Annotated in this window: 10 protein-coding genes; 4 read left to right on the top strand and 6 right to left on the bottom strand. The window is 68.9% G+C overall.

Annotation, left to right across the window (positions count from 1 at the left end):
• The first annotated feature begins 56 nt into the window (after positions 1 to 56).
• Complete coding sequence (locus tag HWW87_RS12200) at positions 57 to 458, top strand: polyketide cyclase (protein ID WP_175820441.1); 402 nt, start codon at positions 57 to 59, stop codon at positions 456 to 458.
• A gap of 44 nt (positions 459 to 502) precedes the next feature.
• Here HWW87_RS12200 and HWW87_RS12195 read toward each other — a convergent pair whose 3' ends face one another.
• The 3 genes from HWW87_RS12195 to HWW87_RS12185 form a co-directional block, all read right to left on the bottom strand.
• Positions 503 to 1,450: a LysR family transcriptional regulator gene (locus HWW87_RS12195; RefSeq protein WP_175820440.1), complete on the bottom strand. Its 948-nt coding sequence runs from the start codon at positions 1,448 to 1,450 to the stop codon at positions 503 to 505.
• A gap of 393 nt (positions 1,451 to 1,843) precedes the next feature.
• Positions 1,844 to 2,482: a 2-hydroxychromene-2-carboxylate isomerase gene (locus tag HWW87_RS12190; protein ID WP_175820439.1), complete on the bottom strand. Its 639-nt coding sequence runs from the start codon at positions 2,480 to 2,482 to the stop codon at positions 1,844 to 1,846.
• A gap of 94 nt (positions 2,483 to 2,576) precedes the next feature.
• Positions 2,577 to 4,019: a TAXI family TRAP transporter solute-binding subunit gene (locus tag HWW87_RS12185; protein ID WP_175820438.1), complete on the bottom strand. Its 1,443-nt coding sequence runs from the start codon at positions 4,017 to 4,019 to the stop codon at positions 2,577 to 2,579.
• Between the two features lie 432 nt (positions 4,020 to 4,451).
• On the opposite strand from HWW87_RS12185, the gene HWW87_RS12180 reads away from it, so the two are divergent.
• The 3 genes from HWW87_RS12180 to HWW87_RS12170 all read left to right on the top strand — a co-directional run bounded on the left by HWW87_RS12180 (position 4,452) and on the right by HWW87_RS12170 (position 9,494).
• Entirely contained in the window at positions 4,452 to 4,817 is a 366-nt protein-coding gene (locus HWW87_RS12180; RefSeq protein WP_175820437.1) for a BON domain-containing protein, read from the top strand.
• Positions 4,818 to 4,955: 138 nt separating this feature from the next.
• The gene (locus HWW87_RS12175) at positions 4,956 to 7,046 is read left to right on the top strand and encodes a D-(-)-3-hydroxybutyrate oligomer hydrolase (protein ID WP_175820436.1); all 2,091 of its coding nucleotides are present in this window, start codon (positions 4,956 to 4,958) and stop codon (positions 7,044 to 7,046) included.
• A gap of 612 nt (positions 7,047 to 7,658) precedes the next feature.
• Positions 7,659 to 9,494, top strand: coding sequence for a peptidase S1 (locus tag HWW87_RS12170; protein ID WP_175820435.1), 1,836 nt, complete (start codon positions 7,659 to 7,661; stop codon positions 9,492 to 9,494).
• Positions 9,495 to 9,783: 289 nt separating this feature from the next.
• Here HWW87_RS12170 and HWW87_RS12165 read toward each other — a convergent pair whose 3' ends face one another.
• The 3 genes from HWW87_RS12165 to HWW87_RS12155 form a co-directional block, all read right to left on the bottom strand.
• Positions 9,784 to 10,572, bottom strand: a complete 789-nt coding sequence (locus HWW87_RS12165; RefSeq protein ID WP_175820434.1) for a sulfite exporter TauE/SafE family protein — start codon at positions 10,570 to 10,572, stop codon at positions 9,784 to 9,786.
• A 307-nt stretch (positions 10,573 to 10,879) separates the two neighbouring features.
• On the bottom strand, positions 10,880 to 12,319 hold the full coding sequence (locus tag HWW87_RS12160; protein ID WP_175820433.1) for a DHA2 family efflux MFS transporter permease subunit: 1,440 nt from the start codon (positions 12,317 to 12,319) through the stop codon (positions 10,880 to 10,882).
• Between the two features lie 131 nt (positions 12,320 to 12,450).
• A complete protein-coding gene (locus tag HWW87_RS12155; protein ID WP_175820432.1) occupies positions 12,451 to 13,182 on the bottom strand; it encodes a DsbA family oxidoreductase in 732 nt (243 codons plus the stop codon).
• Between the last annotated feature and the right edge of the window lie 9 nt (positions 13,183 to 13,191).

The following is a 13,191-nucleotide window of genomic DNA, read 5'->3' as shown; positions in this document are numbered from 1 at the left end:
CACTGCACGACAACGCGCGGCAGCGGGCCGCGCTTCACCTCACCGTGCACGCGCCCATGTCCGATCACTCCGTCTATCTCGACGCGCTCGATGCGAGCCTCGTCGCCATCGAGCACTGGCTGTCCGGCGTTGATACCGCGCCGGCGGCGCTCGATGCGCTGCTCGCGGCGTTTTCCGCCGACTTCACGATGATCCTGACCGACGGCCGCGTGGTCGACCATGACGGCACGCGCGCGCTGTTCGCGAAGCTGGCCGGCGCGAAGCCGGGGCTGCGCATCACGCTGTCGGAGATCCGCGTGCTCGCGGCCGACGCGGCGCATGCGGTGCTCACCTATCTCGAAGCGCAGCACGCGGCAGCGGGCGAACTGCCCGCGCGCCGCGGGACTGCCGTGTTCGCGCGCGACGCGGCGGGCGTCGTGCGCTGGACCCATCTGCAGGAAACCTTCTGCACGGCCTGAGCGGCCGCGTTGCCTGAGCAGTCGCGCTGCGCTCCGGCCGAGCGTCAGCGCTTGCGCGTGCGGGCGACCGTCAGCTCGTCGGACACGCTCTGCATCAGCGCGCACAGCCACGCGATGTCGGTCGGCCGGTCGGGTTGCGGGTGCGTGAGCAGGTAGCTCTTGATGCGCGGGAACGGCACGGGCGGCATGACGACGACGAGCGGCAGCAGTTGCGCATAGTGCGTCGCGAAGCGGCGCGTCGTCGTGAAGATCAGGTCCGATTGCAGCAGCACCTGCGGCACGATCCCGAAGTACGGCAGCGTCGTCACGATGCGCCGCATGAGGCGCGCGCGTGCCAGGCCGATCTCGATCGCGTTGCGCTTGTCGCCAGTGTACGGCGTCGGCGCGACGTGCGCGGCCGATGCATATGCGTCGCGCGTGAGCGGCTCGTGGGCGAGCGGATGCGCGTCGCGCATCAGGCACACGATCGTGTCGGAGAACAGGTCCTGGCGCGCGAACTGCGGGTCGGGCTTCGGCCAGTTGCCGATCACGAGATCGAGCGCGCCGGATTCGAGCGCGCCCGCGTGGTCGAGCGCGGGATTCAGCGAATCGATTTCCAGATGCGCATGCGGTGCCGCGTCGCGAAAGCGCTCGATCAGCGTCGGCATGAAGAAATCGTTCAGGTAGTCGGGTGCGGCGACGCGGAACGTGCGCCGCGCGGACGACGGATCGAAGTCGCCGTGCGGCGTTGCGATGAAATCGACCTCGCGCAGCGCGCGCGACGCGGCTTCGAGCAGCGACGCGCCGTATTCGGTCGGCACCATGCCGGATTTGCCGCGCACGAGGATCGGGTCGTTCAGCGTCTCGCGCAGCTTGCGCAGCGCGGTGCTGATCGCGGGCTGGGTCTGGTTCAGCCGCAGCGCGGCCTGCGTGACGCTGCGCTCGAGCAGCAGCGTGCGCAACACGCGCACGAGCCAGATGTCGAGCGAGGCGGTACGGTCGTCGTCTTCCATCGATGGGGGGTGATTCTAGGGTCTGTTTACATATGGAACGCGCATGCGTTGCCACGAGAACGGCCGCTCGCGAGGCGTGCGACGCCGCGAATACTGACGTATTCGCAAGGAGCACAACGCGGCGGGCGGCCGTTCTCGTGGCAACCCCAAAATAAAAAAATCATGTCACGGGAATGCCCGAAATCGCCCGTATGGCGGCGTCGCTCGTCGCTTGTTTGGCTCGGCCAAACGGCGCTCCTCACTCCTTGCCATACGCCCCGAAGGAAGTCCCCTTGGGGGACGAGCGATTTCGGGCATTCGCATGCGCGTTCCATATGTAAACAGACCCTAGTGACGCGTAACCTTACCGCAGCCGCGCGTTGCCGTGCGTGATACCGGCCATCACGCACGCCATCACGCGCGGCCCTTCGGCAGCGTGCTGATCCGCTTGACCTCGCGCGATTCGAGCCAGTTCGGCGTGCGCGCGCAGTACAGCACCATCGGCAGCGCGTCCTCGCCCCAGAACAGCTGCTTGTTCATCCAGAAGGTGGGCACGCCGAACACGCCGAGCGCGATCGCGTCGTCGGTGTTGCGGCGCAACTGCGCACTCGTTTCCTCGAATTCGATCAGCTCGTCGCCGTGCCCGACGCCGACGCGTTCGCACAGCGCCGCGAAGCCTTCCGGCGTCGACGGATCGTTGCCTTCGCGCCAGATGAACCGGAACATTTCCAGCACCGTCACGATATCGGCGCGCAGCGCGATCGCGAGGCGCAGCACCTTGTCGGAATCGAACGGATGCGCGGGCGGCATCTTGAAGCGGATGCCGAGCTGTTCGGCGCGAAACAGCGCGTGACGGTAGGTGAACACGCGCTTGGCCGGCACGTCGGCGCTCGGGCGTTGCCCCCAGTGGCGCTGCAGGTCGGGCAGCGAGACGGCGACGGGGTTGAACGGCACGTCCGGCCATTTGTCGTGCTGTTCGAGCAGCAGATACGAGAACGGCGACACGAAGTCGAAGAACCAGGCGGGTTGGGCGGTATCGAGGCCGGTTGTCATGTCGTTCTCCAGAAGGTGGGGCGTGCGGCGCCTGGCGGCGGCCTCCATGTTACGCGGCGGCGCGCGCATGCAGCAATGATCGCGGATCGTTCGCTCACGCGGAACCGGGAGTCGCCCGGGGGCCATCGCCGGCCGGCGGCGGGCCGGTTTCCGCACGTGCCGGCGGGCTGCCGGCGCCGGGCGGGCCCGCCGGCGCATCCTGGTCGTGCGCGGTGAGCCGTTCGCGCACGAAGCCGATGTGCTCGCGCAGCACGTAGAACTGCCCGGCGTACGCGAGCGGCATCTTCATCCGGTTCACGGCTTCCTCGATGTCGTCGAGCTGGTCGAGCAGCTGTACGCGCTCCTCGGCCGTATGCTCGCCGAGCGCGCTGCGCTCGAGCGCGATCAGCGCGCCGTACCAGCGGTAGATGCGCGAGCGCACGCGCCAGCCGTACAGCGACGGCACGAGCCGCAGCCCGGGGATCAGCACGACGATCAGCGGCACGACCACGACCAGCAGCCGGTCGACGAGGCTCGCGACCCAGAACGGCAGCCGCCGGTACAGGAAGGTCTTGCCCGACTTGTAGTAGCGCGTGGCGTCGTCGGACAGCGGGAAGCCGCGCGTGACGGACGACGGGAATTCGCCTGCGTGCTGCAGGATCGTCGCGTGGCCGTGCACTTCGCGCGCGGCCTCGATCAGCAGGTCGGACAGCGCGGGGTGCAGCGCGTCGCGCGCGACGAGTTCGATCGTCGGCGCAACCGTGTGGATGTCGGCGGGCGGCAGGTTGCGGCCGAGATCGTAGACGCCCATCGGCAGCGTGATCGCGGTCAGGTACGGAAAGCGCCGCGCATACGCCTCGGCCTGCGTGAACGAATACACGTGCACGCCCGGCGCGCGGAACAGCTTCGCCATCACCGGGATCTGCGTCGAGTCGCCGGACAGGAAGGCGGCGTCGATCTTGCCGTCGAGCAGCGCGGTCGCGGCGTCCTCGCCGGCGGTCGGCAGGAGCTCGGTCGGGCCGCCGGGCACGATGCCGTTCATCTTCAGCAGCGCGAGGCTCAGTTCGCGCGCGCCGCTGCCTTCCGCGCCGAGCGCGAGCCGCTTGCCCTTGAAGTCGGACAGGCGCGCGACGACCGGGCCGCGGTACATGATCGCGAGCGGCACGTAGCCGATGCTGCCGAGCGACACGAGATGCTCGTCGCGCTCCTTCGGGCCGATGCCGCTCTGCACGAAGCCGACGTCGACCGGCGCGTTCGGGTTGGACAGCCGTGCAAGGTTCTGCGCGGAACCTTCGGACGATTGGACGTCGAGCGTGACGCCGTTTTTCGCGAGGATCGTCTTGTATTTCTGCGCGGCGTTCCAGTACGTGCTGCCTGGCGGCCCGGACGAGATCACGAGCGTGGACGGCGGCGCCGGCTGGATCAGCTTGACCGCGAGCCAGACGGCCGCGCCGGCGAGCAGCACGGTCGGGCCGATCGACAGCGCGAGGTCGCGCCACGAGACGGCGACGAAGCGGGCGAGGATGCGGCGCGGCGGGCGAGGACGGGCAGGCTTCATGGGATCGGCGGATGACGCTGGCGTGACGCATCGGTGACGGTCGTCACCGGACGACACGGATGCTCGCGGCGATGGTACCCGGTTTCGCCGCGCATGCGCGAGTCGGGCGGCGTCGCGCGGCTGCCCGGCGACAGCAGGGGCGGGCGTCGCGTCAAAAGCTTTGCGCTTCCGCGGGCGCTGGATTACATTGTGCGACGCAGCCGCGCCCGAATCGCGCGCGACCCGGCACGTCATGAGACCGGGCGCGTCCGGCCGGCGGCTGCCCGGTAGGGCCGGCCCGCTTGTCGCGGGCGCCGGCCGCCGGCCCGTGCCGCCTCTCTCGTATCGCCGTGGAAAACACCGGCTGTCCCGCCCGTTCGCGCGCGGGCCGGCTGTTTTTGGGGGTATCCGGCCGTACTGTGCACGGCCGTTCCGGAGTGATAAGGAGATAGCATGAAGTCGATCGTGTTGAGAGCGTTGGGTGTCGCCGCCGTGGCGGCCTGTCTGTCGGGCAGCGTGTATGCGCAGTCGAGCGACGCAGCGGCAACGGAAGCGCCGGCGGCCGCGACGAGCGCGCCGAAGGCCGCCGCGAAAACCGCGAAGAAGGCGAACCGCAAGCTCGGCTACGCGGTGCGCAAGGCCATTACGAAGGCAGGCGGCATCGACGTGGCGAACATCGTCGTGCGTTCGAAGGGCGGCGCGATCACGCTGGAGGGCACGGTGCCCGACCAGGCTCAGATCGACAAGGCGGAAGAGGCGGCGAAGGGCGTGAACGGCGTGACGTCGGTCTCGAACAAGCTGACGGTTCAGCAGCAGTAACGCCGGGCGGCGTCGCGCGAGCGTCGCGCGCGCCCGTTTCCAGGCGGGCCCCGGCATACCGGGGCCCGTTTGCGCTTCAGAGGCCGAAAGCCGCGCGCGGCGCGGCGGCGGACCGACAACGATATCGAGGAGACGGCGATGACGAAGCTCGGGTGGGGCAGGCGGTGTGTGGGGGGGGCGGCGCTGGCCGCGGTCGCGATGCTCGGCGCCTGCAACGGCGACGAGTCGGCCGAGCGCAACCGGTTGCCCGGCTTCGTGTCCGGCAGCGTGCGCACGACGGCCTACGACGGCGCGAGCGACGACCTGCTGACGGCCGGCCTCGGCAAGACGGGGCTCGCCGCGGCGAGTGCGCCCGGCTTCGCGAACCCGTCGCGGCCGACGAGCGCCGAATTGCGCCGCCTCGCGATCTGGTCGAATTACCGCGCGCTCGTCGACATGAGCACGAACGGCGGCTACGGCCGCTTCTGGGGGCCGAACGTCGACCTCGACGGCAACGACACGCTCGGCGAAGGCAAGATCCCCGGCACCGAATACCTCGCGTATGCCGACGACGGCAGCGGCGCCAAGAACGTGACGCTGCTCGTGCAGGTACCCGCCCGCTTCGATCCCGCGCAGCCCTGCATCGTCACCGCGACGTCGTCCGGCTCGCGCGGCGTGTACGGCGCGATTTCCGCGGCCGGCGAGTGGGCGCTCAAGCGCGGCTGCGCGGTGGCCTACAACGACAAGGGCGGCGGCAACGGCGCGCACGAGCTCGGCTCCGATACGGTCACGCTGATCGACGGCACGCTCGCCGACGCAGTGCTGGCCGGCACCGCCAGCCTGTTCACCGCGAACGTGACGAGCGGCGATCTCGCCGCGTTCAACAGCCGCTTCCCGAACCGCTATGCGTTCAAGCACGCGCATTCGCAGCAGAATCCCGAGCAGGACTGGGGGCGCGTGACGCTGCAGTCGGTCGAATTCGCGTACTGGGCGCTCAACGAGCAGTTCGGACCGCTGATCGACGGCGCGCGTCACGGCGTGCGCTATCGCGCGGGCGACGTCACGACGATCGCCGCGTCGGTCAGCAACGGCGGCGGCGCGTCGCTCGCGGCCGCCGAGCAGGACAACCGGGGCTGGATTACCGCGGTCGTGGTCGGCGAGCCGCAGATCAACGTGCGGATGGCGCCGAATGCGGTGGTCCGCACGGGCGGCCAGCCGGTGCCGTCGTTCGGCCGGCCGCTGGCCGACTACGCGACGCTCGCGAACCTGCTGGAACCGTGCGCGGCCGCGTCGGCGTCGCTCGCCGGCGCGCCGTACCTGAGCGCGCTGCCGGCCGCGACCACGCAGTCGATCCGCACGCAGCGCTGCGCGACGCTCGCCGCGGCCGGGCTGGTGTCGGGCGCCGACACGCAGAGCCAGGCGGCCGACGCGCTCGCGCAGCTCCATGCGGCCGGCTATCTGGCCGATTCCGACCTGCTGCAGGCGTCGATGTGGGATTCGCAGGCGATTCCCGCGATCGCGGTCACCTATGCGAACGCGTACACCCGTTCGCGCGTCACCGACAACCTGTGCAACTTCAGCTTCGCGACGACGAACCCGGCGACGGGCGCGGTCGCGGCGCCCGCCGCGTCGCCGATGCCGGCCGTGTTCGGTACCGGCAACGGCGTGCCGCCGACGGCCGGCATCAATCTCGTGTTCAACAACGGCGCGGGCGTCGACCACCGGCTCGCGACGCCCGATGCAAGCTTCGCGGGCGCGCTGTGCCTGCGCCAGCTGTGGACGAACGGGATGCTCGGGATGCCCGCGAACGTCGACGCGGTGCGCGTGAACGCGAACCTGCACGGCAAGCCGGCGATCATCGTGCAGGGGCGCAGCGACGCGCTCGTGCCCGTGAACCACGCGTCGCGCGCGTACGTCGCGCAGAACGGCATCAGCGAAGCGGGGCGCAGCCAGCTGGTGTTCTACGAAGTGACGAACGGCCAGCACTTCGACGCATTCCTGTCGGTTCCGGGCTTCGACACGCGCTTCGTGCCGGTTCACTACTACAACGTGCAGGCGCTGAACCTGATGTGGAAGCGCCTGAAGAACGGCGCGCCGCTGCCGCCGTCGCAGGTGGTCCGCACGGTGCCGCGCGGCGGCACGCCGGGCGCTGCGCCCGCGCTGACGAGCGCGAACTTGCCGCCGATCTCGGCCGCGCCGGGCGCGAACGCGATTGCCGTCGGCGCCGGTACGATCGACGTGCCGCTCTGACGACGGCCGCCACGCCGCCTCCGACAAGCCGGACGCCCGTCCGGCTTTTTTCTTTGCGTCGCCTGGAATCGGTCCCGCACGGCCTTTTATCCGAATGGCGAGCGCTGTAACAAATTCTTACTTTACGGCGATAAATCCGGAACCTATTATGCGCCGGTATTTTAACTTAATTTAATAAATTCCAGATACGAGAATATTCCTTTCCTTTTAGTTAATCGATCCTTTCGATTTTATTCAATCGGCTCGAGTCGCGATTGATCGCCGTTTCGCGATTAGTCGGTATCTCGCCGACGGGGATCGTTCGTCTGTTCGAAGTGAAGGCGCGTTGCCGGGCGGGCTTCGCGGGGGGCTTTTTGTCGTCGATTTTGTGCGTATGCGAATTCGCGGAATGAATCCGTATTGCGGCGAATCATTGAGTTGTCGTTGGCAATGGAATTGATTCCATTGTGCGGTTGCAAAAAACATGGGTGGGGTAAATCGTGCCGATCGGTATTCGCCGATCCGGTAAAAAACTCGGAGTGCATCGCATAACGAATGCATTCCCGGTGCGGAGCGCCGGCGCAAATGATCCTTTGCGCCGGCGGTATTTATCGTTCTGTTCGAGAGGCAATAATGACGACACGGAAGTCCTTGAAAGACGGTTTCGCGCTATTCGGAACGACCTTGAGCGTACCGCTCGCCGCCGCAGCGGCCGCGGCGCTGCTCGTCACGGGGTGCGGCGGCGACGATGGGCCGAGCCCGAGCGCGTCGGCCGCCACCGCGGCCGCGACGTCCAGCGGCAGCACGTCGGCCGCCACCGACACAACGGCCGCCGCCGCGGCCGACCAGCCGTACGTCGACACCGACGTGTACGGCACCGGGCCGAACGACGCGGTCACGGATTCGACGGAAGGCGCCGCGGTCGTGCACCGCCAGGTCACGATCGGCGGCAAGACGATCAAGTACACGGCCACCACGGGCCACCTGACGACGATCGACCCGGTCACGTCGGCGCCGAACGCGAAGATGTTCTACGTCGCGTACACGCAGGACAATCCGGATCCGTCGAAGCCGCGCCCGGTCACGTTCTTCTACAACGGCGGCCCCGGCTCGTCGTCGGTCTACCTGCTGCTCGGCTCGTACGGGCCGAAGCGCCTGCAGTCGTCGTTCCCGAACTTCACGCCGCCCGCGCCGTACAAGCTGCTCGACAACCCGGACAGCCTGCTCGACCGCACCGATCTCGTATTCATCAACCCGGTCGGCACCGGTTATTCGACGGCGATCGCGCCGGCGAAGAACAAGGACTTCTGGGGCACCGACCAGGATGCGCGCTCGATCGACCGCTTCATCCAGCGCTACCTGACCAAGTACTCGCGCTGGAATTCGCCGAAGTTCCTGTACGGCGAGTCGTACGGCACCGCGCGCAGCGCGGTCGTGTCGTGGGTGCTGCACGAGGACGGCATCGACCTGAACGGGATCACGCTGCAGTCGTCGATCCTCGACTACGCGAACGCGCTGTCCGCGCCGGGCACGTTCCCGACGCTCGCGGCCGACGCGTTCTACTGGAAGAAGACGACGCTCAACCCGACGCCGACCGATCTCGACGCGTACATGGTCCAGGCTCGCAACTACGCGGACAACACGCTCGCGCCGCTCGCGCAGAAGCCGAACCCGCAGGACGGCGGCTTCGTGAACGTACGGCTGAACCTGAAGCTGCAGACCGCGCAGCAGATGGGTGCGTACATCGGCACGGATCCGACGTCGCTGATCCAGACGTTCGGCAACCCGGCCGCGCTCGGCAACGTGCCGTCGTCGAACGACAACCCGCCGTACACGTTCTTCCTGACGCTCGTGCCGGGCACGCAGATCGGCCAGTACGACGGTCGCGCGAACTTCACGGGCAAGGGCATCGCGCCGTACATCCTGCCGAACTCGGGCAGCAACGATCCGTCGATCACGAACGTCGGCGGCGCGTACACGGTGCTGTGGAACAGCTACATCAACACCGACCTCAAGTACACGTCGACGTCGTCGTTCGTGGACCTGAACGACCAGGTCTTCAACAACTGGGACTTCAGCCACACGGACCCGACCGGCGCGAACAAGGGCGGTGGCAATACGCTGTACACGGCCGGCGACCTGGCGTCGACGATGAGCGTGAACCCGGACCTGAAGGTGCTGTCGGCGAACGGCTATTTCGACGCCGTCACGCCGTTCCACCAGACGGAGCTGACGCTCGCGCAGATGCCGCTCGATCCGACGCTCAAGGCGCAGAACCTGACGATCAAGAACTACCCGTCGGGCCACATGATCTACCTGAACGACGCGTCGCGGACCGCGCTGAAGGGCGATCTCGCCAACTTCTACGACGGCATCCTCGCGAACCGCACCGCGTTGCAGCGCGTGCTGAAGCTGCAGGCGCGCACGCAGCAGATGAAGCAGCAGAAACTGCAGCAGCAGGGGCAGTAGGCATTGCGGGCGGCGGGCGCCGCCCGACGCGACGCGACGAAAAAGTGCACTCGCGCGATGCGGGCCGGTGCTTTGGGTCGTGTGCGCCGATGGCGTCGCTGTCGTTCGTCAAGATGCCCCGTGAGTCATGGACTCCCGGGGCATCGGTTTTTGTGTTCGAGGGGCGTCGCCCCGGAAGTCACGGGCGACGGCACCCTTAATCCCTAAAAGGGGGATGAAAGGCCCTCTATTGAGGATGAGCGGATGCGTGCGCCGACGGCGGCGTTTGTCGCTGGAAGCGAGGCGCCGCTTACGCCAGCACGAGCCGCACGCCGACCGCGACCAGGGTCGACGCGAGCAGGTTGCGCAGCAGCCGCTCGGGCGCGCGCGCCGACAGCAGGCTGCCGATCACGATGCCGGGCAGCGAACCGAGCAGCAGCGACAGCAGCATCGACCAGTCGACGGAGCCCAGCAGCCAGTGGCCCATGCCGGCGACCAGCGTGAGCGGCACCGCATGCGCGATGTCGGAACCGACGATGCGGGCCGTCGCGAGCAGCGGATACAGCAGCAGGAGCACGGTCACGCCGATCGCGCCGGCGCCGACCGACGTCATCGACACGAGCACACCGAGCACGGCGCCCGTCAGCACGGTCGACCACAGCGTGCGCGCGGGGCTCGGCGCGAGCGGGTTGCGCGCGGCGAATGCGGTCAATTGAGGGCGGAAGATCAGCGCGAGCGACGTGAGCAGCAGCGCAATGCCGAGCACGAGCTGGATCATCCGCGCGGTGCCGGGCGTGTTCATCCCGTGCGTGTGCAGCCACCACAGCGTGAGCGCCGCGGCCGGCACGCTGCCCGCCGCGAGCCGGAGCGTGATACGCCAGTCGATCGAGCCTTTCAGGCCGTGGACGAGCGTGCCGGTGGCCTTGGTCGCGGCCGCGTACAGCAGGTCGGTGCCGACCGCCGTCGCGGGGTGGACGCCGAACAGCAGCACGAGAATCGGCGTCATCAACGAACCGCCGCCGACGCCCGTCAGGCCGACGAGAATGCCGACGAACAGGCCGGACAGGGAGTACAGCAGATCGATATGGGGAAGCGACATCGGAAGCAGGCGGTTATGCGGCGGTCGGCGGCGGCGCGCGGCCGGGGCGCGCGCATCAAAGTCCGCCATTGTCGCAAAAGTGACGCGTCAATGTACGACTGCGTTAAAAATCGGCCGGGAAGGGGCGCACGGCGACGGTCGGCGGGACGTGAAACGGACGTTCGAGCAGGGGCGCGGCCGACAATGGTGATCGGCCTGAAAGCGACGACGAATCGGGCGCGTACGCCGCGCGGCCGGCGCACATAAAAAAGGGGCGCGACAATGCGCGCCCCGATCCGATGCCGGTTCCAGGCTCGCTGGTCGCCGGTCAGTGCATCGCGGGCCCGGCGCCTTCGACCGCGCGTGGCGGCCGGATGCGCAGCGCGAAACCGATCAGCGCGGCCACGGCGGCAAACACCGCGCCGAACGCGAATGCCGCGTGGTAGCCGCCGTTCAGCGCGTCGAGCGGTGCGGCCTGCGCCGCCGCGAGCGCGTCGGTGCGGGCGCCCGCGAGACTCGCGAGGACCGCGAGCCCGAGCGCGCCCCCCATCATGAACGCCGTGTTGACGATGCCCGACGCGAGCCCGGAATCGGCCGGGTCGACGTCGCTCATCGCGGCGAGCAGCACCGGATTGAACGCGACGCCCGCGCCGATGCCGAGCAGCGTCATGCCGGGCAGCACGTGCCACACGAAACCGCCGTCGACCGGCGCGCGCGAGAACAGCGCGAGGCCGCACGCCGCGATCAGCAGGCCGGCTGTGATCGGGCCGCGAATCCCGAAGCGCATCACGATCCGCGCCGACAGCCCGAGCGAGAACGCGGCCATGATCAGGTTCGCCGGCAGGAACGCGAGGCCGACCTGCAGCGGCCCGTAGCCGAGCACGCGCTGCATGTACAGCGCGGACAGGAAGAACCACGCGAACATCGCGGCCGCCCACAGCACGGCGATCGCGTTCGCGAGCGCAACGTTGCGCGCGGCGAACAGCGTGAGCGGCATCAGCGGATGCGCGGCGCGCGATTCGATCGCGATGAACAGCGCGAGCAGCACGGCGGCCGCGCCGATCAGCGCGACGGTCTGCATCGACAGCCAGCCGGCCTCGTTGCCGCCGACGATCCCGTAGACGGCCAGCATCAGCGATGCCGTCACCGTGATCGCGCCGGCGACGTCGAGCCGGGCCGTGCCGGCCGGCGCACGCATGCGCGGCAGCAGCGCGACGCACATCGCGTAGACCGCGACGCCGATCGGCAGGTTGACGAGGAAGATCCAGTGCCACGACAGCGAGCTCGTCAGCAGCCCGCCGAGCAGCACGCCGATGCTGCCGCCGCCCGCGCACACGAAGCCGTAGACGCCCATCGCGCGTGCGCGTTCGCCGGGCTCGGTGAAGAGATTCATGATCAGCGACAGCGAGACGGCCGACACGACCGCGCCGCCGAGCCCCTGCACCGCGCGCGCGGCGATCAGCATCGCCTGCGATTGCGCGAGGCCGCAGGCGAGCGACGCGACGGTGAACACGACGAGGCCCGCGAGGAACATGCGCCGCTGGCCGTACAGGTCGCCGAGTCGGCCGCCGAGCAGCAGGCAGCCGCCGAACGTCAGCAGGTACGCGTTGACGACCCACACGAGGGCCGTTTCGGTGAAGTGGAGGTCGGTGCTGATCGACGGCAGCGCAACGTTCACGATCGTGCTGTCGAGCACGATCATCAGCACGCCGAGGCAGAGCACGATCAGCGCGTACCAGCGCTTCTCGCCGTGAATCCCGTGGGTCATGGGCCTGCAGCCTTCTGATAGTTATTTGAAAGGATGCATTGTAGACGTCAGCAGCGCGGGCTTCCTGCCGGTTTGTGGCAGGAGCGTCGCGTAGTGGCGCGCGCGGCCCCGGCGCGCGTGCAGCGGATGAGCTACGAGCGTGCCGGCAGTTCGCAGCCGTCGGGACCGCAGGCGGCCGCGTCGCTGCCGCCGAGTTCGACGATGCCGTCGCGCCACGCCTGGTCGAGCGCCTGCGCGAACGCGTCGGCCGGCTGCGCGCCCGACACCGCGTAGCGGCCGCCGAACACGAACAGCGGCACGCCGCGCCCGCCGATCTGCGCGGCGCGCGCGATGTCGGCCTCGACTTCGTCGCGATACGCGTCGCTGCGCAGCACCGCTTCGACGGCCGAGCGCTCGAGCCCGGCTTCGACCGCGAATTCGGTCAGTTCGGCATGATCGAACAGCGAGCCGTGCTCGCAGAAATAGGCGCGATAAAGCCGCTCGGTCAGCGCGTGCGCGAGGCCCGACGCCTGCGCGAGCTTCACGAGCCGGTGGCCGTCGAGCGTGTCGCCGACGAGCGTGCCCGGCAGGTCGTAGCGCAGCCCGACGCTCGCGGCCGCATCGGTCACCTGGCGCAGCATCTGGTCGACCTGCGCGGGCGCCATCCGGTATTTGCCAGCCAGCATCGCCTCGACCGGCTCGACGGGCTGGCCGGGCATCAGCCGGTACGCGCGCAGCGCGACGTCGACGCGGTCGGCGTGCGCGAACGCGGCCAGCGCCTCGTCGAAGCGGCGCTTGCCGATCCAGCACCACGGGCAGATCAGGTCGGACCAGATTTCGACGGTCAGGGTCGGGCGGGCAGTCGGGGCGGGAGCGGTCGTCATGGGCGGTCC

It is taken from the genome of Burkholderia sp. BCC0419, from assembly GCF_902830285.1.
In the GTDB taxonomy this organism is placed as follows: Bacteria; Pseudomonadota; Gammaproteobacteria; order Burkholderiales; family Burkholderiaceae; genus Burkholderia.
Note: the sequence above shows the minus strand (reverse complement) of the source record. Positions and strands in the feature narration are given on the sequence as shown.

Bases quoted from the DNA above. Each gene is read 5' to 3' on its own strand.
- HWW87_RS12185 (WP_175820438.1), bottom strand. From the start codon at position 4,019: ATGAAGCCTGCCCGTCCTCGCCCGCCGCGCCGCATCCTCGCCCGCTTC.
- HWW87_RS12175 (WP_175820436.1), top strand. From the start codon at position 4,956: ATGACGAAGCTCGGGTGGGGCAGGCGGTGTGTGGGGGGGGCGGCGCTG.
- HWW87_RS12160 (WP_175820433.1), bottom strand. From the start codon at position 12,319: ATGACCCACGGGATTCACGGCGAGAAGCGCTGGTACGCGCTGATCGTG.
- HWW87_RS12180 (WP_175820437.1), top strand. From the start codon at position 4,452: ATGAAGTCGATCGTGTTGAGAGCGTTGGGTGTCGCCGCCGTGGCGGCC.
- HWW87_RS12170 (WP_175820435.1), top strand. From the start codon at position 7,659: ATGACGACACGGAAGTCCTTGAAAGACGGTTTCGCGCTATTCGGAACG.
- HWW87_RS12195 (WP_175820440.1), bottom strand. From the start codon at position 1,450: ATGGAAGACGACGACCGTACCGCCTCGCTCGACATCTGGCTCGTGCGC.
- HWW87_RS12190 (WP_175820439.1), bottom strand. From the start codon at position 2,482: ATGACAACCGGCCTCGATACCGCCCAACCCGCCTGGTTCTTCGACTTC.
- HWW87_RS12200 (WP_175820441.1), top strand. From the start codon at position 57: ATGTCCGATCACTCCGTCTATCTCGACGCGCTCGATGCGAGCCTCGTC.
- HWW87_RS12155 (WP_175820432.1), bottom strand. From the start codon at position 13,182: ATGACGACCGCTCCCGCCCCGACTGCCCGCCCGACCCTGACCGTCGAA.
- HWW87_RS12165 (WP_175820434.1), bottom strand. From the start codon at position 10,572: ATGTCGCTTCCCCATATCGATCTGCTGTACTCCCTGTCCGGCCTGTTC.